The organism is Propionivibrio soli (assembly GCF_025770765.1).
Taxonomy (GTDB): domain Bacteria; phylum Pseudomonadota; class Gammaproteobacteria; order Burkholderiales; family Rhodocyclaceae; genus Propionivibrio; species Propionivibrio soli.
In genome coordinates this window covers 49,091-74,617 of sequence record NZ_JANZKY010000010.1, presented here as the reverse complement: position 1 = coordinate 74,617, position 25,527 = coordinate 49,091, and the positions used below count along the sequence as shown (strand labels likewise).

Annotated in this window: 21 protein-coding genes; 4 read left to right on the top strand and 17 right to left on the bottom strand. The window is 59.5% G+C overall.

Translation table 11 applies throughout. The annotated features are described in order from the left end of the window. Positions 1–123: 123 nt before the first annotated feature. From galK to NZ453_RS12985, 10 genes are all read right to left on the bottom strand, one after another. The gene (gene galK, locus NZ453_RS13030; protein WP_263771057.1) at positions 124–1,278 is read right to left on the bottom strand and encodes a galactokinase; all 1,155 of its coding nucleotides are present in this window, start codon (positions 1,276–1,278) and stop codon (positions 124–126) included. An 8-nt stretch (positions 1,279–1,286) separates the two neighbouring features. After that, on the bottom strand, positions 1,287–2,321 hold the full coding sequence (locus tag NZ453_RS13025; protein WP_263771056.1) for a UDP-glucose--hexose-1-phosphate uridylyltransferase: 1,035 nt from the start codon (positions 2,319–2,321) through the stop codon (positions 1,287–1,289). Between the two features lie 228 nt (positions 2,322–2,549). Continuing rightward, positions 2,550–3,695 carry an aldose epimerase family protein gene (locus NZ453_RS13020; protein ID WP_263771055.1) on the bottom strand — a complete coding sequence of 382 codons (1,146 nt, stop codon included), beginning with the start codon at positions 3,693–3,695 and terminating at the stop codon, positions 2,550–2,552. Between the two features lie 40 nt (positions 3,696–3,735). Continuing rightward, positions 3,736–4,971 (bottom strand): anaerobic sulfatase maturase, encoded by a 1,236-nt coding sequence (locus NZ453_RS13015; RefSeq protein ID WP_263771054.1) that lies wholly within the window; start codon positions 4,969–4,971, stop codon positions 3,736–3,738. A gap of 32 nt (positions 4,972–5,003) precedes the next feature. Then, on the bottom strand, positions 5,004–6,518 hold the full coding sequence (locus NZ453_RS13010) for a sulfatase-like hydrolase/transferase (protein WP_263771053.1): 1,515 nt from the start codon (positions 6,516–6,518) through the stop codon (positions 5,004–5,006). A gap of 27 nt (positions 6,519–6,545) precedes the next feature. Beyond that, positions 6,546–7,631, bottom strand: a complete 1,086-nt coding sequence (locus NZ453_RS13005; RefSeq protein WP_263771052.1) for an ABC transporter substrate-binding protein — start codon at positions 7,629–7,631, stop codon at positions 6,546–6,548. A 26-nt stretch (positions 7,632–7,657) separates the two neighbouring features. Continuing rightward, positions 7,658–8,422 carry an ABC transporter ATP-binding protein gene (locus NZ453_RS13000; RefSeq protein ID WP_263771051.1) on the bottom strand — a complete coding sequence of 255 codons (765 nt, stop codon included), beginning with the start codon at positions 8,420–8,422 and terminating at the stop codon, positions 7,658–7,660. A gap of 19 nt (positions 8,423–8,441) precedes the next feature. Beyond that, positions 8,442–9,293 (bottom strand): ABC transporter permease, encoded by an 852-nt coding sequence (locus NZ453_RS12995; RefSeq protein WP_263771050.1) that lies wholly within the window; start codon positions 9,291–9,293, stop codon positions 8,442–8,444. Positions 9,294–9,301: 8 nt separating this feature from the next. Next, a complete protein-coding gene (locus NZ453_RS12990) occupies positions 9,302–10,111 on the bottom strand; it encodes an ABC transporter permease (protein WP_263771049.1) in 810 nt (269 codons plus the stop codon). A gap of 18 nt (positions 10,112–10,129) precedes the next feature. Beyond that, the gene (locus NZ453_RS12985; protein ID WP_263771048.1) at positions 10,130–10,885 is read right to left on the bottom strand and encodes an ABC transporter ATP-binding protein; all 756 of its coding nucleotides are present in this window, start codon (positions 10,883–10,885) and stop codon (positions 10,130–10,132) included. A 378-nt stretch (positions 10,886–11,263) separates the two neighbouring features. Between NZ453_RS12985 and NZ453_RS12980 the strand changes: the two genes are divergently transcribed. Further along, positions 11,264–12,325 (top strand): ROK family protein, encoded by a 1,062-nt coding sequence (locus NZ453_RS12980; RefSeq protein ID WP_263771047.1) that lies wholly within the window; start codon positions 11,264–11,266, stop codon positions 12,323–12,325. 18 nt (positions 12,326–12,343) lie between these two features. On the opposite strand, the gene yjfF is transcribed toward NZ453_RS12980, so the two are convergent. The 7 genes from yjfF to NZ453_RS12945 form a co-directional block, all read right to left on the bottom strand. Next, positions 12,344–13,390, bottom strand: a complete 1,047-nt coding sequence (gene yjfF / locus NZ453_RS12975) for a galactofuranose ABC transporter, permease protein YjfF (RefSeq protein ID WP_263771046.1) — start codon at positions 13,388–13,390, stop codon at positions 12,344–12,346. Next, on the bottom strand, positions 13,387–14,436 hold the full coding sequence (locus NZ453_RS12970) for an ABC transporter permease (RefSeq protein WP_263771044.1): 1,050 nt from the start codon (positions 14,434–14,436) through the stop codon (positions 13,387–13,389). The genes yjfF and NZ453_RS12970 overlap by 4 nt, the downstream gene beginning before the upstream one ends. Continuing rightward, positions 14,433–15,944 carry a sugar ABC transporter ATP-binding protein gene (locus tag NZ453_RS12965; protein ID WP_263771043.1) on the bottom strand — a complete coding sequence of 504 codons (1,512 nt, stop codon included), beginning with the start codon at positions 15,942–15,944 and terminating at the stop codon, positions 14,433–14,435. Before NZ453_RS12965 ends, NZ453_RS12970 begins: the two co-directional genes overlap by 4 nt. A gap of 130 nt (positions 15,945–16,074) precedes the next feature. Beyond that, the gene (locus NZ453_RS12960; protein WP_263771042.1) at positions 16,075–17,025 is read right to left on the bottom strand and encodes an ABC transporter substrate-binding protein; all 951 of its coding nucleotides are present in this window, start codon (positions 17,023–17,025) and stop codon (positions 16,075–16,077) included. Positions 17,026–17,149: 124 nt separating this feature from the next. Then, positions 17,150–18,649 (bottom strand): L-arabinose isomerase, encoded by a 1,500-nt coding sequence (araA, locus tag NZ453_RS12955; protein ID WP_263771041.1) that lies wholly within the window; start codon positions 18,647–18,649, stop codon positions 17,150–17,152. Between the two features lie 64 nt (positions 18,650–18,713). After that, complete coding sequence (gene araD / locus NZ453_RS12950) at positions 18,714–19,418, bottom strand: L-ribulose-5-phosphate 4-epimerase (RefSeq protein ID WP_263771039.1); 705 nt, start codon at positions 19,416–19,418, stop codon at positions 18,714–18,716. 1 nt (position 19,419) lies between these two features. Then, positions 19,420–21,096, bottom strand: coding sequence for a ribulokinase (locus tag NZ453_RS12945; RefSeq protein ID WP_263771038.1), 1,677 nt, complete (start codon positions 21,094–21,096; stop codon positions 19,420–19,422). Between the two features lie 495 nt (positions 21,097–21,591). Here NZ453_RS12945 and chvE point away from each other — a divergent pair, with 495 nt between their 5' ends. The 3 genes from chvE (at position 21,592) to mmsB (ending at position 25,482) form a co-directional block, all read left to right on the top strand. Then, positions 21,592–22,656: a multiple monosaccharide ABC transporter substrate-binding protein gene (chvE, locus tag NZ453_RS12940; RefSeq protein ID WP_263771037.1), complete on the top strand. Its 1,065-nt coding sequence runs from the start codon at positions 21,592–21,594 to the stop codon at positions 22,654–22,656. 98 nt (positions 22,657–22,754) lie between these two features. Then, positions 22,755–24,284 carry a multiple monosaccharide ABC transporter ATP-binding protein gene (gene mmsA / locus NZ453_RS12935; RefSeq protein WP_338051165.1) on the top strand — a complete coding sequence of 510 codons (1,530 nt, stop codon included), beginning with the start codon at positions 22,755–22,757 and terminating at the stop codon, positions 24,282–24,284. 1 nt (position 24,285) lies between these two features. Beyond that, entirely contained in the window at positions 24,286–25,482 is a 1,197-nt protein-coding gene (gene mmsB / locus NZ453_RS12930; protein ID WP_263771036.1) for a multiple monosaccharide ABC transporter permease, read from the top strand. The last annotated feature ends 45 nt before the right edge of the window (positions 25,483–25,527 follow it).

The following is a 25,527-nucleotide window of genomic DNA, read 5'->3' as shown; positions in this document are numbered from 1 at the left end:
AGTGGCGTGGTTAGGGTTAGGAGCGCCGGGATGCAACACCGGGGTGCCTCGGGCAGCAGTTAAATCCCCAAGGCGCTTTCCCGCACGGAGCGCGTCGAATGGGATCGGCCTCGAAGGCTCTGCCTAGTACGGACAAACGCCGGCGCCTGCGGAGGCGTGGCACACGTACGTCGTTGCACTCAGTCCGGTTTCACCCGTGTAGCGAGCGGCGACGGCTTCGCCGACGCGTGTAACAAGTTCGTTCGGCACCAGTGCCACCACGCAGCCGCCGAAACCGCCACCCGTCATGCGCACGCCGCCGGCTTCGCCGACGACGTCCTTGACGATCTTTACCAGCGCATCGACCTGGGGACAGGTGATTTCGAAATCGTCCCGCATCGAGGTGTGCGAGTCTGCCATCAGCCGGCTGATGCGCGACATGTCGCCGGCGGGCAAGGCCTGGGCGAGGTCGAGCGCACGCTGACTGTCGGTAATGATATGGCGTGCGCGGCGGGCGACGACAGGGTCGAGACCGGCGCTCTTGGCGGCGTAAGTGGGCATGTCTACGTCGCGCAGCGCCCTCACGCCGAAGAAACGCGCCGCTTCCTCGCACTGGCGGCGGCGGGTGTTGTATTCGCTACCCACCAGGCCGCGCTGGACATTGGAATTGATGATGACGACCGCGATGCCTTCGGGCATGGAGACGGACTGCGCAGCGAGGCTACGGCAATCGATCAGCAAGGCATGGCCGGCTTCGCCGCGCGCCGAGATCAACTGATCCATGATGCCGCAGTTACAGCCGACGAAACGGTTCTCTGCACGCTGACCGATCAGCGCCAGTTCGGTGGCGTCGAGGGCGAGATTGCCGAGCGCCTTGAAGAACTGCCCCGTGGCAACTTCAAGCGAGGCCGAGGAACTGAGGCCGGCGCCCTGCGGCACGTTGCCGCTGATCGCAAGGTCGGCTCCGGTGAGGTTTGCGCCAGCTTCGAGCAGGTATTTCACGACGCCTCGGACGTAATTCGCCCACAGCTTGTCGGGGTTCGGAATGATTGGTGCGTCGAGCGAGAATTCGTCGCGCTCTCCGTCGTAGTCCGCAGCAATGACGCGCACCCGGCGATCGCTGCGTTGCGAACCAGAGACTGCCGTGTGGTAGTCGATCGCGCAGGGAAGCACGAAACCATCGTTGTAATCGGTGTGCTCGCCGATCAGGTTAACGCGGCCGGGCGCCTGGACCGATAGCTGTGGCTGTGCAGAAAATGTAGCGGTGAAAGTCTGGCGAGTTTTCTGGAGTGGCGTCATGGTACGGATCACGATTCGTTGTAGTGGACGTCGCTGAGCGCGCGTAGGCGCTCAGCCGCTTGTTCCGGCGTCAGGTCCCGCTGGGGCTCGGCAAGCATTTCATAACCGACCATGAACTTGCGCACGCTCGCCGAACGCAACAGGGGCGGGTAGAAGTGCGCATGCAGTTGCCAGTGCGGGTTCTCCTTGCCGTCGAACGGCGCGCCGTGCCAGCCCATCGAGTACGGGAACGAACATTGAAAGAGATTATCGTAGCGGCTCGTCAGCTTTTTCAACGCGATGGCGAGATCGGCACGCTGCGCGGGATCGAGTTCCGGTAGTCGGCGGACTGGGTCTTTCGGGAGCAGCAGTGTCTCGAAGGGCCACGCAGCCCAGTACGGAACGACGGCGAGCCACTTGTCGGTGTCGACCACGACGCGGCTTCCACCGGCTTCGGACCGCACGTAATCGAGCAGCAGGGAGCGTCCGTTGGCCGCAAGATAATCGCGCTGGTTTTCATCCTCGCGCGCAGCTTCGTTAGGCAGGAAACTGTTAGCCCAGATCTGGCCGTGCGGGTGCGGGTTCGAACACCCCATCATCGCGCCCTTGTTCTCAAACACCTGCACCCAAGGGTATTGCTTCCCAAGTTCGGCGCTCTGTGAACGCCAGGTGTCTATGACTTCGCGGATCGCGGGTAATGCAAGTTCCGGCAGACTCTTGCTGTGATCGGGCGAGAAACAGATGACGCGGCTTGTACCGCGTGCCGTATCGGCACGGAATAGCGGATTCGAGGGAGGAGGGGCATCCGGCGCGTCGGCGGTTAGCGCAGCGAAATCGTTGGTGAATACGAAGGTCCCACGGTAATCGGGGTTGAGTTCTCCGGTCACCCTTTTATTCCCGGCACAGAGGTAACACTCGGGATCGTGCGCCGGGCGGGCGGACCGATCAGGCGCTTCCTGCTGCCCTTGCCAGGGACGCTTGGCGCGGTGAGGAGAAACGAGAACCCAGGAACCCGTGAGTGGATTGAGCCGCCGGTGCGGATGATCTGTAGGATCGAACAACATGGTTTTAACGGTCCATTCTTGTCGTCATAATCATTGATGCCACTGAGAAACGTGGGCAAGGACGTTCAGGCAATTATCTCTGATTTGCATTTTCCGCGGATCGGGCCGGTTCGCCACCGCTCGATTTTTCATTGAAATCAGCCGTGAAGTACAAATCCCGATTGGTCGTCCTTGGCGCACTTCTGAACATCGTTCCCCGCCAGATCCGGCGGGGATGGGCGGCGGCAGTTAGCGCGTCGTCGAGAAACGATACGCCGATGTTTGCGAGTACCACTCGCCGGGCCGCAGTACCGTACTCGGAAACTCCGGCCGATTTGGCGAATCAGGGAAATGCTGCGGTTCCAAGCAGAGGCTGCTGTACACGTTGTACGGGACGCCGCGCTTACCGACAAAACCACCTGCGCCGTTCGAGTTCTGCCCTGAGAACACCTGAAGACCGGGCTCCGTGGTAAACAACTCCATGACTCTTCCGGATTTGGGATCGGTGACACGGGCGGCGAACGAGAGTTGCCCGGGTTTCTTGTCGAGAACGAAATTCTGGTCGTAACCTGGTGTCGCCGGCATGCGGAGCTCGGGGTAATCATCCCGAATGCGGGCCCCGACGGGTGTCGGCTTGCGAAAGTCCATCGGCGTGCCAGCGACCGGAACAATCTCGCCGGTGGGAATGAAACCAGCTTTCACCCGCGTATAACCGGAAGCGTTGACCTCCAGCAACTGACCGAGCACGTCGCCATTCCCATGGCCGGCCAGGTTGAAGAAGGAATGGTTGGTGAGGTTGAGAACCGTCGGTTTGTCGGTCGTTGCCTGGTACTCGATTCTTAGCTCATTGTTGTCGGTCAGCGCGTAGACGACGCGGACATTGAGGTTGCCCGGGTATCCTTCTTCACCGTCTTTGGAGTAGTACGTGAAGGCGACCGTTGAGTCGTCGATCCGGGTCGCTTGCCAAACCACGTGCCGGAAGGACTTGTTTCCTCCGTGCAGCGTATTGTCCCCATCATTTTTGGTAAGGGTATAGGTCGCCCCGTCCAGCGTGAAACTCGCGTTGGAAATCCGGTTCGCATATCGTCCGACCGTCGATCCGAAATTGGGATTCGCGGTGAGATAACGGTCGATGTTGTCATAACCCATCACGATGTCGGCGGGCACGCCATTTCTATCCGGCACAATGAGTGTGACGAGCTTGGCTCCGTAGTTGGTTACCTGTGCGGACAGTCCCGTTCTGTTTCGAAGCGTGTAAAGATCTGTCCGGATGCCCTGAAGATCCTTTTGGAATGCAGCGGCGTCCACAAGCAGATTGTCGACATTCTCCGCATACGTTGGCGTACCAATGACGGAGCAAAAAGCGAAAACAGACAGCCATCCATTCTTCTTCATGTGCCCTCCTTTGTTTGGGTGTCGTGCAAGTGATGTTTGCCTAACCGATGCTACTTCGACGTGTTGCGTCATCCTCGCCGTGGCTACGATGGTCAACTGAGATGGGGTCGGCGGGGAGAAATCGATCAAACTCGGCGGCTGGCAGCCCGCGGTTGAGCGCGGAAATCATGGCGAGGAAATACGGGCGGCTTTCCTCGAAGAATCGTGCGTATCCGCTGCATAGCCAGTTGAGACGGCCGGATGCCGTGGGCAGCAGGCGGTCCTTTGGGCATCCGCCATGGCAAAGATGCAAGTGGGGGCACTGTCGGCACGCATCGGGCAGGAATCGCGATTTTTCGGCCCCAAACTCTTGCTGACGATGTCCGTCGGCGAGTTGTGCCAGATTCTCGTGAAGCAGATTGCCAAGCCGATGGTCTGCGTCGACGAAATGGTCGCAGCTGAAGAGGTCGCCATTATGCTCAAGCGCCAAGCCTCGTCCGCATTGCGGCGCATGCACGCACAAGGACGCGGGGTGCCCGAGATGGACACCGAGCGCCATGTCGAAGTGTTGGACGAACACCCGGCCGACGTCATATTTCCTCCACCGATGGAAAACGCGGGTAAGAAATTCGCCCCACGATTCGCCGGTAAGCGAACGTTCGCTTACCGTGTGTTCCGGGTCGGGCTCTACGATCGGAATGAATTGGATAAACGGAGAGCCGAGCCCGATCAGGAAGTCATAGACGTCTTCCGGATGTGAGGCATTGTGGCGTTGCACTGAGGTCATGAGGTTGTACTCGACTCCATGCCGGCTCATAGCCTCGATGCCCGCCATAACACGGGAAAACGAGCCGCGGCCGGCCGCATCACGTCGGAACCGGTCGTGCAGGGCTTCGGGACCGTCGATACTGACACCGACAAGAAACCCGTGTTCGCGGAAAAAGCGAGCGAAGTTTTCGTCGACAAGGACACCGTTGGTCTGGAAGGTGTTCGCTATGCGGACGCCGGGCGGCGCATAGCGGGATTGCAAGGCGATGGCTTTTTCGAAAAACGGCAGGCCCATCAGCGTCGGTTCGCCCCCTTGCCAGGCGAAGACAACCTCGTCTTGTCCAGGTGCTCGGGCCTCGATGATCTGGTGCACCACGGACTCCAGCGTCGCTTCGGTCATCCGTAAGGCCGCGCCTCGTCGCTCAGGAAACAGCGCCGCCTTTTCCAGATAGAAGCAGTAGTCGCAACGCAGGTTGCACTGTGCGCCGATCGGTTTGAGCATGACATGGAACGGCGCTTGGGCTCGCATGATGCATTCCTGACAGGGCGAAAGGATGTCGATCAGAACTTGAGAGCCTTCTTCTCGACCTTTACACCTAGCGTGGGAAGCCCGGTGTCATAGTCGCGTACGGCGGGTGAAACGCCGTCGTCAGGTTTCGGGCGGAACGCACCCATCCAGGCCGGTTGCTTCTCCGGCCGCCACGGCCGGGTTGCCCATCGATAGGCGCGGAACGGATCGCGAATCCGATCCATGCGCTCGAGAAGCCGATCGTGCAAGTCGTTGCGGATTCGCTCGTATTCCGGCCGCTCGATCAGATTGTCCATTTCATCCGGATCGTTCTTGCGGTCGTAAAGCTCGTCCGTATCGAAGAGGTTGATGACGAGCTTGAAGTCATCGCTGACGATCGCCCGCATCGGGATAAAGCCGCCAAAGCTGTCGTGCTCGATCTCGTAGCGATTGAATTCGATCAGAACGTCGCTTCCCGCCTGTTCAGCCCCTGCTATCAGCGGCAGAAGGCTCTTCCCTTGCAATGCCTCCGGGCGCTCGATACCTGCTGCGTCGAGGAGTGTCGGCAGCAGATCGATATGGCTCACGGGGCAGTCGATTCGCTTGGGCGACGTATCCCCGGGAGGACGCAGGATCAGTGGGATGCGCGTGATGTCGTCATAGGCGCATGCGCCCTTGCTGATGAGGCGATGGGCGCCGAGCATTTCGCCGTGGTCCGACGTATAGGCGATCCACGTGTTTTCGTTTTCCTGCGTGTCGATTCGGCGCAGCACTTCGCCGATCTTGTCGTCCACGAAGTCGTTGCAGGCGAAGTAAAGCGGGTGGCGGTAGTGCCCATCCTCGCCGACCGGCGCCGGCATGGCTTCGGCCCAGAGCTGCTGATGTTGCGGTTTGCCTTGTAGCGTGTCCGAAGCTTTCGCGCCGAGCGGATAGGCATAGTCGGCGTAACGGTCGACATACTCGGGCGGGCAGGTGAAGGGGTGGTGCGGTTCATCGTACGACAGTACGAGCAGGAACGGCTGACCGGGATGTTGCGCTGCCTCGTCAAGAAAATCGAGGGCCCGGCGCGTGATCCCATGTGCCCAGGTGAATGTCGCGTCGATACCGTTGGCGCGCAAATCGTCGGCCGAATTGAGACCGTTGCGCCATAGGGATATCTCGCGCTCTGTTTTTTCCGCGAGGTAGTTGGCGCCTTCGTACCAATACTTGGGATCCCATTCGTCGGGGCAATTTCCTGTACCGAAGTAGTCGTGTCCGTCGAGATGCCACTTACCGATGTACACCGTACGGTAGCCGGCTTCCTTGAAGTAGGCGCCCATGGTGCGGATGTTCTGGCCGAGCGCGAGATTGTTGGTCCACGCACCGCTCTGGCTGGAATAGATTCCAGTGAAGAGGGCGGCGCGGGCTGGAGTGCAGACGGGACACGTCGTGTAGGCTGAGCCGAACGTTACGCCCCCGGACGCCAGGTCGTCGATGTTCTCGGTGCCAACGGGTTGCCCGCTGTAACAGCCGACCATGTTGGTAGCCTGTGTGTCCGTCATGATCATGACGATGTTCGGCTTGTTCATGCGCCGTCTCCTTAGCTTCGCTTATGCCTACTTCAGCAGAGGCTTTTCGGCCGCCTTCTTGAGGTAAACGTTGGTCACCAGCGGCGTCGCCATGAACTTCTTCAGTTCTTCCATCTTGTAGCTGCCGACGCTGGTGAAAAATTCCGCGGCGTCGTTATTCCACTTGGTCAACTTGTCCTTCCCGTTAACCGGTGTGGCGAAATCCAACGCTTCCTGCAGCGTGAGCGGGGCGCGGTCTTTCACGCCGAAAGCGATTTCGTCGCGGGAGAGTTTCTTGTCGCCCAGCACTTCGACGTAATACTTGACGGCGGCATCGATCACTTCGGGCGAGCTGATGTTGTCGCGGATGTATTGGTTGCAGCGGTATTGCACGCGCAGGAATTTTGCGGCCGTGTCCGGATTGGCTTCGACCCACTTGCGGTCGGCGACGAATTGCGAGATCTGGCGCGAGTCCAGCGAGACGCTGGATGCCACGCGCTTGTATCCACGAGCCTCTGCCGCCGTCGTGATCGGCGTCCATGCCGACATCACGTCGCCGATGTTCTTGTCAAAGCTGACGAGCATCGAGTTGACGTCCATGTTGGTCAGCTTCACTTCGCTTGGCTGCAGGCCAAGGGCTTTGAGCCACTGTCCCGCGATGAAGTGGTTGGCGGAGTTCATCGTGACCAAGACATTTTTCCCCTTGACCGATTCCGGTGACCCGAAGACGTTGGGAAGGCTCTTGTTGAAACCCTTGGTCGCGAAGATGGGGCTATCGGCACGCGCGTAGATTGCGTTGGAGGTGTCGCTATCAGGCATCGGTGCACCGATGATCCTTACGTCATGACGCATGCCGCCGACCAGAATGCCGCCGACACCGGTGCTGGCGATGTTCCAGGCACCGGAGGGAAGGGCCTCCATCTGTGCGGGGCCGTTTGCATATTTCTGATATTCGATTTCCAGCCCTTCTTCCTTGTCCCAACCTTTGTTCTTGCCGTACCACAGCGGGAACATTTCGAGACCGGCTACCCAGGCTGTCTTGACCTTGATCAGCTCGGCGGCATGGGCTGACGGGACCGAAGCCGCCGCCAGGGCTAGGGCCGAACACAACGCGGTGAGAATGCTCTTCTTCATGACGCCTCCTGTCGTTTTTCCATTACCTAAAGGGTTAGTTCTTGCTCAGAGGTAATGGTGTGTCTGAGCTTCAAAAACTCCATGTCCATCGGGTCGCGAGGGCGCGGCAGATTGACTTCGTAAGATTTCTTCATCCGCCCCGGAAGCTTGCCTTCGAGCGTGACGATACGGTCGCCGAGCAGAAGCGCCTCGTCGATGTTGTTCGTAATGAAGATGGTGGTGCGTTTGTCGGAGAGCCAGATGCGTTCGGTTTCGCGCTCCATAAACAAACGCGTCTGCGCGTCGAGCTGTCCAAACGGTTCGTCCATGAGCATCACCTTCGGCTGCGTCGAGAATGCCCGGGCGATGCCCACGCGTTGTTTCATGCCGCCGGACAACTGATGCGGGTAGTACTTCTCGAAGCCATTCAGACCGACGAGGTCCAGATAGTGACGGACCGTCTCGGCATGCTTTTCCTTCGGCACCTGGGCCATCTCCAGACCGAGTCGGACGTTGGCTTCCACGGTCTTCCAGGGGAAGAGCATGTACGATTGGAAAACCAGGCCGCGATCGGGGCCGGGGCCGCGGATTTCTTCGCCGTCGAGCGTGATGCGACCTTGTGTCGGCTTTTCCAGGCCGGCAATGATCCGCAGCAGAGTTGTTTTACCGCTTTGCCCTGGCCCGAGGACGACCAGCAATTCCTGATCGAAGACCTGGAGCGAGATGTCCTTCAGGACGGGGACGCGCTGTGTTCCCTTCTGGATGAACTCCTTCGAAACGTTCTCGGCGGAGATCTTGACGTGCTTGTTCATGACCAGTCCCTGGTGTTTTTTAGAGTCCCTTGATCTCACGCCGCCATGGGCAGAGCATCATGTCGATCTTCTCCATGCTCGCAGTCAGAACCCAGGCGACGGCGGCGATCATGACCATGCCGCCAAGGACCATTTGAGGATCCGAGTTCTGCATGCCGAGGATGATGATGTAGCCGAGTCCGGAGTTCGAACTGACGAGCTCTGCGGCGAGCACGCCCATCCAGGCGCTGGTGATTGAGAGCTGCAGGCCGGCTGAGATGGCGGGCATCGAGGCGGGGACAACCACCTGCTTGATTTCGTCCCAGCGGCTACCGCCCATAACGCGGACGACGTCGTACAGTTCGGGCTCGATCAAGCGCACGCCGTTGTAAGCGTTGAGAACGGACGGAATGAAGGAGGCGAGGAAAATGATGAAAATCTTGGGTTCCTCGCCGATACCGAACCACAGAATCGAAAGCGAGATCCAGGCAAGTGGCGGCATTGGCCGGAAGACATCGACGAGCGGGCGCAGAATGGCGCTGGCAGTTTCCGAGATGCCGAGCAGTAGGCCGAGTGGAATTCCGAAACAGACGGCGATGCTGAAGCCGATTAGCACACGACGCAGACTGTTCCAGGTGTGTCCGACAAGGGTCTCGCCACCGAGCGGACTGCTCATCATGTCGTAGAGTCCCTGCAACGTCGCCCAAGGCGTGACCAAGGCACTGTCGCCGTTTCCGCGTGTGGCGGCGAGGTGCCATATCGTGAAGAAGACGACGAGCGAGACGACGTACAGAAATTTTTCTTCTCGCACCAGGGAACGCAGCGTCAAGCGTTTCCGCACGATAGTGCGTACGACAACCTCATTGCTTACGTCATGGGTCGATTTGCTCATGGCGTTTCCTATCTCCTGATTCCAGCCAGCAGCTTGGCTTCGATGCGGTAGATGATCTGCGAGATGATCACGCCGGTAATGCCGAGACTGATCATTCCGAGGACGACGATGTCGGTGCGGCCGATGCTTCGGCCGGCCGTGATGAGATAGCCGAGTCCCTGGTCGGAAGCGAGAAGCTCCGCCGCGACGAGCGTTGTCCAGCAGTTGCCGAGGGCGATCTGGAGCGCGCCGAAAACCATCGGCAAGGCGGATGGAATGCAGATGCTGGTAAAGATCTTCCAGTCGCTGGCCCCGAATGTACGGGCCATTTGAATATGTACCGGGTTGGTCGTCTTTACGCCCATGTAGGCGTTGATGATGCAGGGCGTCATGCCGCCCAGCCAGATGATGAAGATCTTGCCTTCCATGCCGATGCCGAACCAGAAGATCGCCAACGGAATCCAGGCCACGGGCGGAATCGGGCGCCACATTTCAAAAACCGGGCGGAAGAGCCCGCGTACGACGCCGAACCAACCCATCATGAGACCAAGGGGGATGCCGACGAGGAGAGAAAGCAGAAAGGCGGAAAGCGATTCCTGAAGACTGACCCAGGCATGTACGAGCAAGGTCGCCCCGTCAGGATTCACGTCGGTGAGTTTCTCGATTCCGAGCAGTAATACGTCATAAGGGCGAGCGAGCAGAACACCCGGAATCCGCCAGTCATTCACGCCAGGGGGCGATACGCAGAACTGCCAGATAAGGATGACCGCCGTGAGACTAAGCCACGGCAGGACTCTGAGCTTCAGCGACTTTCTTGCTTTTACTGTTTGATAGGCCATGGGGATGTCCTGAGTGCTTTACCACCAACGAATGAGCTCGGTTACCTGCCGTCTGATCTCGACGAAGCGGGGATCGAGAAAATTGCGTGGGCGAGGAAGATCGACGATGACTTCCGCCCGTACCTTGGTTGGCTTCGGCGTCAGAACGAGGATGCGTTCGGCGACATAGACGGCCTCCTCGATGTTGTGCGTAATGAAGAGCACGGTGCTGTTCAATGTCTGCCAGAGCTTGACCAACTCGTCTTCCAGGTAAAAACGCAGCTTCACGTCGAGCTGCCCATACGGCTCGTCCATCAGGAGCAGATCTGGATTGACGGCGAAGGCGCGCGCGACGGCGATGCGCTGCATCATGCTTGCCGATACCTGATTGGGATAAAGGTCCGCGGTGTCCTTCAGGCCGACGAGGTTGAGGATGTACTCAAGGCGTTCCGCGCGTTCTTTCTCCGGAACGCCCTTGACCTCCATTCCATACACGACGTTCTGGGCAACTGTCCGCCAAGGCAATGCGGTAGGCTCCTGAAAGACGAAGGCGAGGTTGTGCTTGACCGGATCGGCGGGGACGCCGTCAATGAAAATGTCACCGTCGGTGGTGTCGGTGAGCTTCGACATGCAGTTGAGGAAGGTCGTCTTGCCGCAACCGGTCGGCCCCACGATGGCGACGAGCTCGCCTTTCTTGATGTTGAAGTTGATGCGATCGAGAACCAGCAAGTCGCCGAACTTTTTGGTCAGGTTGCGAACCTCGATCTTTGCGTTGCTTGCCGCCGATTGCTCCACTATGCCCCCCGCGATAATCGTGAACTCTTTTCCAAAGCAGCCTCTTCATGCATCGGTGAAATGACGCGCTTTCCACCAACTGAGACGATGAAGACAAGACTGCTACGAATCGACTAAAATATTTATCGTTGTGCGATATATCGTGATGCGATATTAATGAGCGAAGAGAGCGAAGTCAACAACATGGGTGGCGGGATCATTACTCGGTTGGACACTGCTCACGGTTTCGTAGCGGCGTCGTTCGGGGTGGAGTGATTGTCGCCAATGGGTGGGAGTCGCAAGAATCGCTGGACGGCCTATGGTAGTCTTGGTGACCGGGGTAACTACCGTTTGGCATAAGCTGGCTTCGCGTTTCTCGCAAGTAATTCGAGGGTGATCATGTTGATGCTGACAGATAATGAACGGCTTATTCTCAATGAACTAGCTGTCGCCGCAACGCCGTTATCGAAGAGAGACATCACGCAGCGTTGCGGAATGGGCTGGGCTACGGCGGTCAAACTCATGACGCGCATGGAGGAGCAGGGGGTTATCGTCTCTTCCGGCAACGAACGCCAAAACCAAGCCGGGAAGTCGGCCATGGTCTATGCGCTGTCTTCTACGAAACCCGCAGCGGTGGGGATCGACGTCGAATACAGCCGTGCGCGGGTCAATATCCGCAACCTATCGCGGGAATGCCTGTTCGAGAGCGAACTGTCCACGCCGCAGTTCAAGAACGTTGCTGACTTGACCGCTTTCCTAGAACGTCTGCTGCGGCAAGCGGCTCAGAAGGCCGCGAAACTCGGAATTACGTTGGAAGGCGGCGGCGTTGGCGTACCGAGCCACCTGTTTGGCCGGGAGGGAGTGCCGTTCGCGGGTATCGCGAAGGATCTGGCCGCGCGTGTCGGAATGCCAATCACCGTCGACAATAATATCCGTTGTTTTACGGCCGCCATCGCGAGTCTTCCCGCTGCGCCCAGTTCGTTGCTGGTGGTGACAATCCGTTCCGGCATTGGAGTAGGGATCGTGATGGATGGCCGCATCTACCAGGGCGAGCGCGGTTGCTCGGGAGAAATCGGCCATTTCCCCGTCGAACGCAATGGAGTCCTATGTCGGTGTGGAAAAACCGGATGTCTCGAAACCGTGGTGAACAGAGAGACGCTGGCGGCCGAATTGGCGGCCGCCACGGATGGCGACAAGGTATCGCAGAAGAAAGTGAAGGCGGCGGCTGAACTTCTAGGAAGAGCCGTCGCCACGATGATGCTCGTGCTCGATATACGGCATGTGGCGATTTACGCCGAGTTGGGGGAGGCTGGCCAACAACTTCTTGTACCCATCCGGGAGACGATCGAGAAAACCGTCAACCCCGGATTCGACTGCGACGTTCGCTACGAAACGCTCGACGCGGAGGCCTACGTCGCGGGAGCGGCCCGGCTCGTGCTCGACGAGTTCGTCCGGCGGTAGAGCCGGACGAATCGCCTCTCAGCGCGCCGGTTGCGCTCCGCTGCCGGCCGAGCCTTCTTCCTCGGGCTTGTTCCAGTACGAGAAAAGTGCGCTGAGTTTGCTGCCGCCGTGTTCGAAGAAGCGCTGCATCAAGCAGAACAGGCACAGCAGGACGCCGATGGCGATGCGGGTCCACCAGGAGCTCAAGCTGCCGTCGAAGGCGATCAACGACTGGATGACGCCGAGGATCAGCACGCCGACCAGAGTGCCCGCCAAATAGCCGACACCGCCCGTGAGCAGCGTGCCGCCGATGACCGCGGAAGCGATGGCATCCATCTCGAGGCCGAGTGCATGCAGCCCGTAGCCCGACAGCATGTAGAACGTGACGAGCACGCCGCCGAGCGCCGAACAAAACCCGCTCAAGGTGTAGACCAGGATTTTGGTACGCGCGACGGGTAGCCCCATCAGAATCGCCGAACGTTCATTGCCACCGATCGCGTAGACGGTACGCCCGAAGCGCGTGTACTGCGCCAGAAAGATCCCGATCGCGAGCGTGACGAGCGCGATGACGGCGCTGATCGACAGGAAGGCCTCTTCGCCGAACATGATGCGGTATTCGGACACGGCCGCGTAGCTCGGATCGGTAATCGAGATCGAATCGATGCTGATCACGTAGCAGAGTCCGCGGGCGAGGAACATGCCACCAAGCGTGACGATGAACGGTTGCAGCTCGAAATACTGGATGAGGACACCCATCATCACGCCAAACGCGCAGCCCATCAGCAAAACGAGCGGGATGACCGCCCAGATGCTCCAGTGATGCTGTTCGACCAGGGCAGCCGTCACCATCGTCGTCAGGGCGACGATGGAGCCTACGGACAGGTCGATGCCGCCCGTCAGGATGACAAACGTCATGCCGATGGCGACGACGATCACGAACGCATTGTCGATAAAGAGGTTCAGGAAGACCTGGGCCGAGAAGAAACTGTCGTAGGAGACCGAGCCGAACGCGAACAGCGCGACGAACAGCAGGCTGGTGACGATGAGCGGCAAGGTGCGCGCATTGATGCGGGCAAGCAGGTTCATGCGACCTCCCGGGTGCGGAATGCGTGTTTGGCGAGAATTTCGCGTAGGGCGGGCGACTGGATGACGCAGACGCCGAAGACCACGAGCGCTTTCACGACCATGTTGATTTCCGGCGGCACGCCGAGCGAGTAGATGGCGTAGGTCAGTGTCTGAATGATCAGTGCGCCGATCAGAGTGCCGATCATATGGAAGCGTCCGCCGGCGAGCGAGGTGCCGCCGAGCGCGACGGCGAGAATGGCATCGAGTTCCATGAGCAGGCCGGCGTTGTTGGCGTCGGCGCTCTTCACGTTCGACGTGATGATCAGCGCCGCGATGCCCGCTGTCACCGCGCAGAAAGCATAGACCGAAAAGACCAGCGTGCGCGCCTGGATACCGGAGAAACGCGAGGCGACCGGATTGACGCCGACGGCTTCGATAAATAGGCCGAGCGCCGTGCGATGGATCAGCAGCAACAGGATGATGAGCACGACGGCGACGATATAGAGCGAGAACGGGATGCCGAACAGGAATCCGTTGCCGAAGAAGAAGAACGGTTCGTAATACACCGTGACGATCTGGCCCTCGGTAATGAGTTGGGCGATGCCTCGCCCGGCAACCATCAGGATCAGCGTGGCGACGATCGGCTGCATGCCGGCGCCAGCCACCAACAGGCCGTTCCATAGCCCGCAGAGCAGGGCAACACCCAGCGCCCCGGCGATCGCCAACGGCATCGGTACGTTGGAGACGTAGGTCTGAACGCCATCCTTGATGACGAGCGAGCCGCCGATCATCGCAGCGGCGACGGCCCCGGCGATCGCTACCGTGGCACCGACCGAAATGTCGATACCACGGGTGGCAATCACGAGCGTCATGCCCATCGCGATCAGCATCAGCGGTGCGGCGCGGTTCAGGATGTCGATGACGCTTCCGTAAAGATGGCCGTCCTTGATCTCGATATCGAAGAAGCCGCGGTTGAAGTAGAAGTTCACGGCGCACAGCAACGTCAGTGTGACGCAGGGCCAGAACAGCGGGTTGCGGATCAGGTTGCGGAAGGTGTCGGGCTTCATGCTTCGGCCCCCGCAATCATCTGGAAGATGCGCTGTTCGTCGGCATCCTGTCCGGCGATCTCGCCGATCTTTTGCCGATCGCGCAGGACGGCAATGCGGTCACTGACGCGCAACACTTCGCTCATTTCCGAAGAGATGAAGAGGATGGCCAGGCCCTTGCGGCACTGCGCCTTTACGAGCTCCATGATTTCCAGTTTGGCGGCGATGTCGATGCCGCGGGTCGGTTCGTCGAGGATCAGCATTTTCGGATCGGTGGCGAGCCAGCGGGCGAGCAGGGCCTTTTGCTGATTGCCGCCCGAGAGTTGTCCAATGGGCTTTTCCGCATCCGGTGTCCGGATGCCAAGTTGCTTGATGTATTCGTCGGCGATCGCCGTTTGCGTGCGCTTGGAAAGGAAGCGGAAGACGCCGCGCCGGGCCTGCAGCGCGAGGATGATGTTTTCCCTGATCGACAGGTCGGCGACAATGCCCTCGGTCTTGCGATCCTCGGGGCAGAAGGCGAGCCCTTGCCGCACTGCCTTGTACGGCGAGTTGATCTTGACCGTCTTGCCCTCCACCTTCACGGTTCCGGCGTCAGTCGCATCGATCCCGAACAGCATGCGCGCCGTCTCCGTACGACCCGAGCCGAGCAGACCGCCGAGGCCGAGCACTTGGCCCTGGTAAACGTCCAGATCGAGCGGGCGCATGCCACCCCGAGAGGCGAGGCCTTGGGTCGAAACGAAAGGCTTGGCGTTCGTTATGTCGGTGGCGCTGGCGCCATTGGTTGCCGATACGGCTTCGTTGACTTCGCGTCCGACCATGGCGTTGATCAAGTCGATCCGCGGCAAGGCGCTGGCGGCGTATTCACCGATGAACTCGCCGTTGCGCAAAACCGTGATGCGATCGGAGATCGCGTACACCTGGTCGAGAAAGTGCGTGACGAACAGGATCGCCATGCCCTTGGCCTTCAGTTGGCGCAAGGCGTCGAAGAGGCGCTCGACCTCGCCTTCATCCAGGCTGGAGGTCGGTTCGTCGAGGATCAGGACCTGCGCCTCAGTGGAGAGTGCGCGGGCGATGGCGACCATCTGCTGGATAGCCACCGGGTACATCGACAGCGTCTGGTTGACGTCGATGTGAATATTGAGTGCGGCGAGCGCTGCTTTCGACTCGCGTTCGATCGCTTTCCAGTCGATGGCGAATCCGCGCATCGGAAAGCGACCGATGAAAATGTTTTCCGCCACCGAAAGGTTGGGGCAGAGATTGACTTCCTGGTAGACCGTGCTGATGCCGATCTTCTGGGCTTCGTTGACGGACGTCGGCTGGATGGGTTTGCCCTGCAGTCGGATCTCTCCGCTGTCGGGCAGATCGACGCCCGTGAGCGCCTTGATCAATGTGGATTTGCCGGCGCCGTTTTGCCCCATGACGGCGTGAACTTCGCCGGGGAAAAGGCGCAATTGCGCGTTCTTCAGTGCGACGACACCTGGGAAAGACTTGCAGATGTCCTTCATGACCAGGATGGGTTCGGTACTCATGAGACCCTGTTCCCCTCGAATGGGAGGCGTTCCCCCGGCATCCGGGCGGTTGCACTCCTTGCTTTGTTCTAGGCTCCCTGCTGATGACCGCGCCCGGCGAGGCCGGGCACGGGCTACTACATTACAACGCTTAGTACTTGCGGTTCGGGAATTCCTTGGCCGCGGTTTCCATCGGGAAGATGCTTTCCTTGGTGTTGATCCGCTTCGGTTGCTGCTTCCCGGCCTTCACTTCCTTGACGATGTCCATCAGTTGCGGCCCGAGCTGCGGGTTGCATTCGACGGTCACGTTCAGCTTGCCGGCCATCATCGCTTCGAACGCGCCCTTAACGGCGTCGATCGAGATGATCATGATGTCTTTTCCGGGCTTCATGCCGGCCGCTTCGATGGCCTGGATGGCGCCGATGGCCATGTCGTCGTTATGGGCGAAGAGGACCTGGATGTTCTTGTCCGTCTTCAGGAAGGCTTCCATGACTTCCTTGCCCTTGGCGCGGGTGAAATCGCCGGTCTGCGAGCGGGTGATCTTGAAGCGCGGTTCCGCCTTGATCACTTCCTCGAAGCCCTTCTTGCGCTCGATCGCCGGTGCCGAGCCTACTGTGCCCTGGAGCTCGACGATATTCACATCGCCCTGGCCCTTGTAGTTCTCGAGCAGCCATTTGCCGGCTTTACGACCTTCTTCGGTGAAGTCCGAGCCGATCATCGTCACGTACAGCGACTCATCCTTGGTTTCAATGCTGCGGTCGGTCAGGATGACCGGAATCTTGGCCTTCTTGGCTTCCATGAGGACGGTGTCCCAGCCGGTGGTGACGACGGGGGCGAACGCGATCACGTCAACCTTTTGCGCGATGAAGCTGCGGATGGCCTTGATCTGGTTTTCCTGCTTCTGCTGCGCGTCGGAGAACTTGAGTGTGATTCCGGCGGCCTTGGCGGCCTCCTTGATCGACACGGTGTTCGCCGTACGCCATTCACTTTCCGCGCCGACCTGGGCGAAACCCAGGGTCAATGCGGAGGCCGGCAGGGCGATTGCGCCTGCGATCAGGCCAGCTGCAACGGTGGACAACAAGGTTTTTCTCGATTTCGACATGTTGACACTCCTCTCAGGTTTTGCCGAACGCCGGATCGTCCGGTCTCTTTTCCCGTTGGTACGGGGCTCACCCCGCTTTGCCCGGAAGTACTGCAAGAAGCGGGAGGAACCGCACGCGCAGCGCCTAGCGATTCAGGCGATACGCAATGCTGTTCCAGTTAATCTCATTCTTGAATGCAGGAATCTCCGTTTTTCCATCGATGAGCAGGTACTCGATGCCAAACAACTCGGCCAGCATCCGCAGGTGCTCGGCGCCGACGGCCTGGGTGTAGACCGTGTGGTGCGCGCCGCCGGCAAGAATCCAGGCTTCTGCCGCCGTGGCGAGATCGGGCAGCGCCTTCCATACTACGCGGGCAACCGGCAGCTTGGGCAGCGCACGCGGCTGCTCCACGGCTTCGACCGCGTTAACGATCAGACGGAAACGGTCGCCCATGTCGATCAGGCTGGCGTTGAGCGCCGGGCCGGGCCGGGCACCGAAAAGCAAGCGGGCCGGGTCGTCCTTCTTGCCGATCGACAATGGCTGCACGTCGAGCACCGGCTTGCCGCTGGCGATTGATGGGCAAACCTCCAGCATGTGGGCGCCGATTACGAGTTCGTTGCCCGGCGTGAAATCGTAGGTGTAATCCTCCATGAACGACGTGCCGCCGGGCAGGCCGTCGGCCATCACCTTGACCGTGCGCAGCAGCGCGGCGGTCTTCCAGTCGCCTTCGGCTCCGAAACCATAACCTTGCTGCATCAGGCGCTGGCAGGCCAGACCCGGCAGTTGCGCAAGACCGTAAAGGTTCTCAAACGTCGTCGTGAAGGCACTGAAGCCGCCTTGCACCAGGAAGTTCTTCATCCCCAGTTCGATGCGCGCGGCATCGACAAGCTGTTTGCGCTTCTCGCCATCGGCGCGTACTGCCGCGGATAGTTCGTATGTGGTTTCGTATTCATCGACGAGTCGGTTGACGTCAGCTTCCGAAACGGCTTCGACAACCTTCACGAGATCGCCCAGCGCGTAGCCATTAACCGCATAACCGAACTGGATTTGCGCGGCAACCTTGTCGCCTTCGGTGACCGCGACTTCACGCATGTTGTCGCCGAAGCGCGCTACCTTCATGTGGCGGCTGTCGTACAGCGCGGCCGCCACACGCATCCACGCCTCCAGACGCTGGTGTGCCTTCTTGTCCTGCCAATGGCCGACGACGACGCTGTATTGCTTGCGCATGCGGGCGCCGATGAACCCGAACTCGCGGCCGCCGTGCGCCGTCTGGTTCAGATTCATGAAATCCATGTCCATCGTGTCCCACGGGATCGTCGCGTTGAACTGCGTGTGGAACTGTACGAAGGGCTTTTCGAGGACGTTGAGCCCGCCGATCCACATCTTGGCCGGCGAGAAGGTGTGCATCCAGGCGATCAGGCCGACGCAGTTGTCAGTATGGTTCGCCTCACGACACAACGCCTGGATTTCGTCGGGCGTCTTCACCGTCGGTTTGAGCACGATCTTGATGGGTAGGCCGGCCTCGGCATTGAGGCCTTCGACGACCGCGCGGCTGTTGTCGGCCACCTGTTGCAGCGTTTTGGGACCGTAGAGGTGCTGACTACCGACGACAAACCACACTTCGAGTTGCTTGAACAATTCCATAATCCGATTCCTTTCCTGATGATGCGGTTGCGTCTGTTGCAACGTCTAATGAGTGGGAGGGCGTTCAGGCCGGTTTGTCGGGCTGACCGTAGTACGCGTTGGTGCCGTGCTTGCGCAGATAGTGCTTGTCGAGCAGATACGATGCGATGGGACGCTGCGCTGGATTGAGCATGACTGTGAAGAGCGCCATGCGCGCAACCTCTTCCAGCACAACCGCGTTATGTACCGCGTCGTCCGGAGTCTTGCCCCAGGCGAATGGCGCATGCTCCGAAACGAGAATCCCCGGGATTTCGAGGGGGTTGCGGTGGCCGATCGTTTCAACGATCACGGCGCCGGTATTCGTTTCGTACGCCTCTTCAACTTCGCGCGCCGAGAGCGGGCGCGAACAGGGAATCTCGCCGTAGAAATAGTCGGCATGCGTCGTACCGAAGGCCGGGATGCCGCGTCCGGCCTGTGCCCAACCGGTGGCGTGCGTGGAGTGCGTGTGCACGATGCCGCCCAGCTTGGCGTAGTGCCGGTAGAGCACCACGTGGGTAGGCGTATCCGACGATGGCCGGCAGCTACCTTCGACGACCTTACCGTCCATGTCGACGACGACCATGTCCTCGATCGTCATCTTTTCGTAGCTTACCCCGCTCGGCTTGATGACTACCAGATTGCGCTCGCGGTCAACGCCGCTGACATTGCCCCAGGTAAAGGTGACGAGACCATGTTTGGGCAGAGCCAAGTTGGCGCATAGAACTTCTTCGCGTAGCGATTTGAGCAACATCTCAGGCTCCTTCCTGCGCCGCGTACATCGGTTCCGCCTGAGCGCACCAGTGACGATAACGCTGATACATCGTCTCGAAGTGGGCTACCGCGCTTGGGTTCGGTTCATAGACATGTTCGATGCGGCTGGCCATCGCATGCTGCGCCGTCGCTACATTGCTGTAAGCACCGGCGGCCACGGCGGCGAAGATCGCCGCACCGAGCGCGCAGCACTGGTCGGATTCGACGACCTCGATCGAGCGGTTCATCACGTCGGCGCACACTTGCATGACGGTCGGCGACTTGCGCGCGATACCGCCGAGAGCGACCACGCGGCGTACCGGGACGCCCTGGTCGACAAAGCACTCCATGATGGCGCGCGCGCCGAAGGCGGTGGAGGCGATGAAGCCTCCGAAAATCGTTGGTGCGTCGGTGCCCAGATTCAGGTCGGTAATGACGCCCTTCAGGCGCTGGTTGGCAAAGGGGGTACGTCGGCCATTGAACCAGTCGAGCACGACCGGTAGATGAGCGAGGTCGGCGTTCTTGGCCCACGCCTCCGTGAGCGCCGGGAGAAGGGATTCCTCGACCTTTTCGAGCGATCCGGCGAGGTTGGGATTCTGCTGCGCGGCGAACTGTAGCGGCCAGCTGAGCAGGCGGGAGAACCACGCGTACATATCGCCGAACGCGGATTGCCCGGCCTCCATGCCGATCTTGCCGGGTACGACGCTGCCGTCGACTTGGCCGCAGATGCCTTCGATCGCTCGCTGTTGAATCAGCGACTCGTCGGCAATCAGAATGTCGCATGTCGAGGTGCCGATGACCTTGACCAGCGCATGCTCGTCGGCACCGGCGCCGACGGCGCCCATGTGGCAATCGAATGCTCCGCCGGAAATCATCACCGTGTCTGGAATGCCGAGGCGGTCGGCCCATTCCTTGGTAATGCGGCCCACCGGAAGATCGGCGGTAAAGGTCTCAGTGAATAATGGGTAAGGCAGGTCTTCGATCAGGCACGAATCGAGGGCGGCCAGGAAATCCTTACCCGGCAGTCCGCCCCATTCGGGATGCCACATCGTCTTGTGACCGGCGGAACAGCGTCCGCGGCGGATCTGCTCGGGTTTCGTGGTACCGCTGAGCAACGCCGGAACCCAGTCGCACAGTTCGATCCAATTGACGGCCGCCGAACGCACGGCGGCGTCTTGCCGTGATACGTGCCAGAGCTTGGCCCAGAACCACTCGGACGAATACACGCCGCCGATGTAGCGGCTGTAATCCGGGAAGCGGCCGCTATGACAGAGGGCGGTGATGGCTTCCGCTTCGGCGATAGCGGTATGATCTTTCCACAGCACGAACATCGCGTTCGGGTTGTCGGCGAACTCGGGGCGCAGTGCGAGCACCTGGCCGTCGCCGTCTATCGGCGCCGGGGTAGAGCCTGTCGTATCGACGCCGATACCGACAATGGCTTGGCGCTGTTCGGGACTGAGCGCAGCGACCGCTTCGCGCACGCTTTGTGTCATGGACTCGATGTAGTCGAGCGGATGATGGCGGAATTGGTTGACCATCGCGTCGCTGTAGCGACCTTCCGACCAGCGGGGGTAGTACGCAACGGCCGACGAGAGCTCGGTTCCGTCCGAGCAACCGACGGCGATCGCTCGCACGGAATCGCTGCCGAAATCGAGTCCAAGAACGATTTTTTCCGACATATGGCTTGTCCTTGAGATGGAAAATCCGGGGCAGGTATGGACGGAACAATATGGATTTTCCATTTATCCCGGTTAGGATTGGGATGCCGTAAATATGTACAGAACAGCTCATATTTGGAGCAAAATCAAGTGCTGTTTTGCACTCTCCTAGAGCAAAAAGTCGTTGATATGGATAAAACGGCTTTTATTGATGTTTTTGGACGGTAACTACTTCCATATGGATCGGCGTTAGTTGTAACTTTGTTGTGTGACTGTTTGTGACTGTCTGTGACTGATGACAGTCGTCACGAAACCAGCCGGCCCTGTCGTTTCCGACGACGATCGGATCTCCGTTTCCGGCAGGTCGGCCGCCCGGCAAACCATTGCAATGCAGGGCGCCGATCAGAGAGCAGGATACGCATGCGCCATGGCCGGTTGAAGCAGGGTCGTTGAGGGTGGCGTAGCTAACGGGCGCGCACGCGCGCTGACAATTTCTATATTTTCGGAGACTGGACCATGAACAGAAGGAAAGTGCTTATCGCTTCATTGATCATCGGTGCATTGGGGCTTGCGCCTCTGGCTCAGGCACAGAACAAGGGGCTTGTCGGCGTATCGATGCCCACGAAGTCTTCCGCCCGCTGGATTTCCGACGGCGAAAGCATGGTCAAGTATCTGAAGGAAGCCGGCTATGCGGCCGATTTGCAGTTCGCCGAAGACGACATCCCGAACCAGCTCGCACAGGTCGAAAACCTGGTAACGAAGGGTGCCAAGGTCCTGATCATCGCCGCCATCGACGGTTCGACGCTCTCCGACGTGCTGAAGAAGGCCGCCGACAAGGGCGTGAAGGTCATCTCCTATGACCGTATGATCACCAAGACGCCGAACGTCGACTACTACGCAACGTTCGACAATTTTGCCGTCGGCGTGCTGCAGGCCTCGTCGTTGGAAAGCGCGCTCAAACTCAAGGAAGGCAAGGGCCCGTACAACATCGAACTGTTCGGCGGCTCGCCGGACGATACGAACGCCTATTTCTTCTATGACGGCGCCATGTCAGTGCTGAAGCCCTACATCGACAAGGGCAAGCTCGTCGTACGCAGCAAGCAGATGGGCATGGACAAGATCGGCACGCTGCGCTGGGATGGCGCGGTCGCGCAAGCCCGTATGGACAACCTGCTGTCCGCGTTCTACGGCAAGGAAAAGATCCACGCCGTTCTGTCCCCGTATGACGGCCTTTCGATCGGCATCCTCTCGTCGCTCAAGGGCGTCGGCTATTGCACGGCGCAGCAACCCTGCCCGTACGTCAGCGGTCAGGACGCCGAAGTCCCGTCGGTCAAGTCGATCATTCGCAACGAGCAATACTCGACGGTGTTCAAGGATACGCGGCAACTCGCCAAGGTCGCCGTGAATATGGTTGATGCCGTCCTCTCCGGCAAGAAACCCGAGATCAACGACACCAAGACGTACAACAACGGCGTCAAGATTCTGCCGTCGTACCTGCTCAAGCCGATCCTCGTCGACAAGACCAACTACAAGGATGTCCTCGTCGGCAGCGGCTACTACACCGAAGCCCAGTTGAAGTAACGAATTAGGGGTGTTGGCGCGCTCCGTTTGGCGGAGCGCGCCCTTTTTTGCAAGCCTCGGAGGGTCTTCCTCCGGCGATTCGGAACAGAGGTGAATCGGTGGGTCCCATCCTGGAAATGAAAGGGATCACTAAGCGCTTTCCGGGCGTCATCGCTCTGAAAGACGTTAATCTGGTGGTCCAGCCTGGAGAAATACACGCGATCTGCGGCGAAAATGGCGCCGGGAAGTCGACCTTGATGAAGGTACTCAGTGGTGTCTACCCACACGGTACCTACGAAGGCGAAATCCATTTCGAGGGTCACGAACTCAAGTTCGATTCGATCCGCGACAGCGAAGAGCACGGAATCATCATCATCCACCAGGAGCTCGCCCTGGTGCCCTTGCTTTCCATCTCCGAGAACATTTTTCTCGGCAACGAACAAGCCAAGCGCGGCGTCATAGACGCGGAGACGACCCACCGGCGGACGGTGGAGTTGCTTAAGAAGGTCGGGTTGAACGAATCGCCCGAAGAACTGATTACCAACCTTGGTGTCGGCAAGCAGCAGCTTATCGAGATCGCCAAGGCGTTGTCGAAGAAGGTCAAGCTGCTGATCCTCGATGAGCCGACAGCGAGTCTGAACGAGAACGACAGCCAAGCGCTGCTCGACCTTCTTCTCGAGTTCAAGTCGCAAGGCATGACGATGATCATGATCTCGCACAAGCTCAACGAGATCGCTCGCATCGCCGACTCGGTGACTGTGCTGCGCGACGGCGCGACGGTCAAGACGATGGATTGCCGCGACCAGCCGGTCGACGAAGATGTGATCATCCGCGCGATGGTCGGCCGCGAGATGGCCGACCGATATCCGCATCATGAGCCTGATATCGGCGAAACGGTTTTCGAGGTCCGCGACTGGAAGGTGTATCACGAACAGCATGAAGACCGGCTGTTCATCAAAGGTATCAATTTCCACGTGCGGCGCGGCGAAATCCTGGGCATTGCGGGCCTTATGGGTTCGGGCCGTACCGAATTGGCGATGAGCATTTTCGGTCGCACCTATGGACGCCACATTTCGGGCAAGGTGCTCCTGCGCGGTCAGGAAGTCGATGTCAGTACGGTGCAGAAGGCGATCAAACACGGCATCGCCTATGTGACCGAAGACCGTAAGGGTTACGGCCTTGTGCTGGAGAACGAGATCAAGCACAACATCTCGCTCGCCAACCTCGGGGGCGTCTCCAAGGGCGGCGTGATAAATGACGGGCGCGAATTCTCGGTGGCCAAGGAGTATCAGAAGAAGATCAACATCCGTTGTCCGGACGTCTTTCAGTACGTCAGCAATCTTTCCGGCGGCAATCAGCAGAAGGTTGTGCTGAGCAAATGGTTGTTTGCGGGACCGGACATCCTGATCCTCGACGAGCCGACGCGCGGCATCGACGTGGGTGCCAAGTACGAGATCTATTGCCTGATCGCTCAACTGGCGAAGGAGGGCAAGTGCATCATCATGATCTCGTCGGAAATGCCTGAGTTGCTCGGGATGACGGACAGGCTTTATGTAATGAACGAGGGCTCCTTCGTGGCCGAGATGGCTACGGCCGAAGCGAGCCAGGAAAAGATCATGCGTGCGATTGTCAAGGCGGGGAAAAACTAGGATGAACAGCACTGTAGAAGCGGTGGCGCCGATCACCGAAAAAAAATCGGTGGCGACCTTTGTCAAGAAGAACATCCGCGAGTACGGGATGTTGATCTCGCTGGCTGTCATCATGGTGTTCTTCCAGTACATGACCGAAGGCACGTTGATGCAGCCGCTCAACCTGACCAACCTCGTACTGCAGAACAGCTACATCGTCATCATGGCACTCGCGATGCTGCTGGTGATCGTCGCCGGGCACATCGACCTTTCGGTCGGGTCGGTCGCCGGTTTTATCGGCGGGTTGGCGGCGGTGCTCATGGTCGAGTACCAATGGCATTACGTTCCAGCAACGCTCGCTTGCTTGGCCGCTGGCGCGTTGATTGGTGGCCTGCAAGGGTATTTCATCGCCTTCCACCGCATACCGTCCTTCATCGTGACCCTGGGTGGCATGCTCGTCTTCCGGGGATTGGCGCTTTGGTTGTTGCACGGTCAGTCGGTGGGGCCGTTCCCGCGTGAATTCCAATTGCTCAGTTCGGGGTTCATTCCTGATCCGCTCGGTGGCGAAAGCCTGCGGATGACCTCGTTGCTGCTCGGTTGTGCGGTTGCGGTGGCATTTTCCTACATGAACTGGCGCGAACGAGCGAACAAGGTCTTCTACGGAGCCGAAGCCGAGCCGATCGGATTCCTGATCGGCAAGAATGTTGTTTTCTCCGCCGTGATTATCTACTTCTGCTACCTGATGTCCTCGTACAAGGGGCTGCCCAACGTGCTTGTCATCATGTTCGTGCTGATGATGATCTTCGACTTCATCACCAATCGCACGACGATCGGGCGTCGCATCTACGCGCTTGGCGGCAACGAGAAGGCGGCGCGCCTGTCCGGCATCAAGACGGACCGGCTGTCGTTCTACACCTTCATCAACATGGGGGTGCTTGCCGCTCTTGCCGGGCTCGTTTTCGCGGCGCGTCTGAATTCCGCCACGCCGAAAGCGGGCGTCGGGTTCGAACTTGACGTCATCGCGGCGTGCTTCATCGGCGGCGCGTCAGCGACCGGCGGCGTCGGCAAGGTCATGGGCGCAGTCATCGGTGCCTTCGTCATGGGCGTCATGAACAACGGCATGTCGATCCTTGGCATCGGCATCGACTGGCAGCAGGTCATTAAAGGCATCGTCCTCGTCGCCGCCGTGTTCGTGGATGTCTACAACAAGAACAAGTAGCAAGCTGGGCGCGCCTGCAGGCGCGCCCGTCGTATCGCCGCCGGT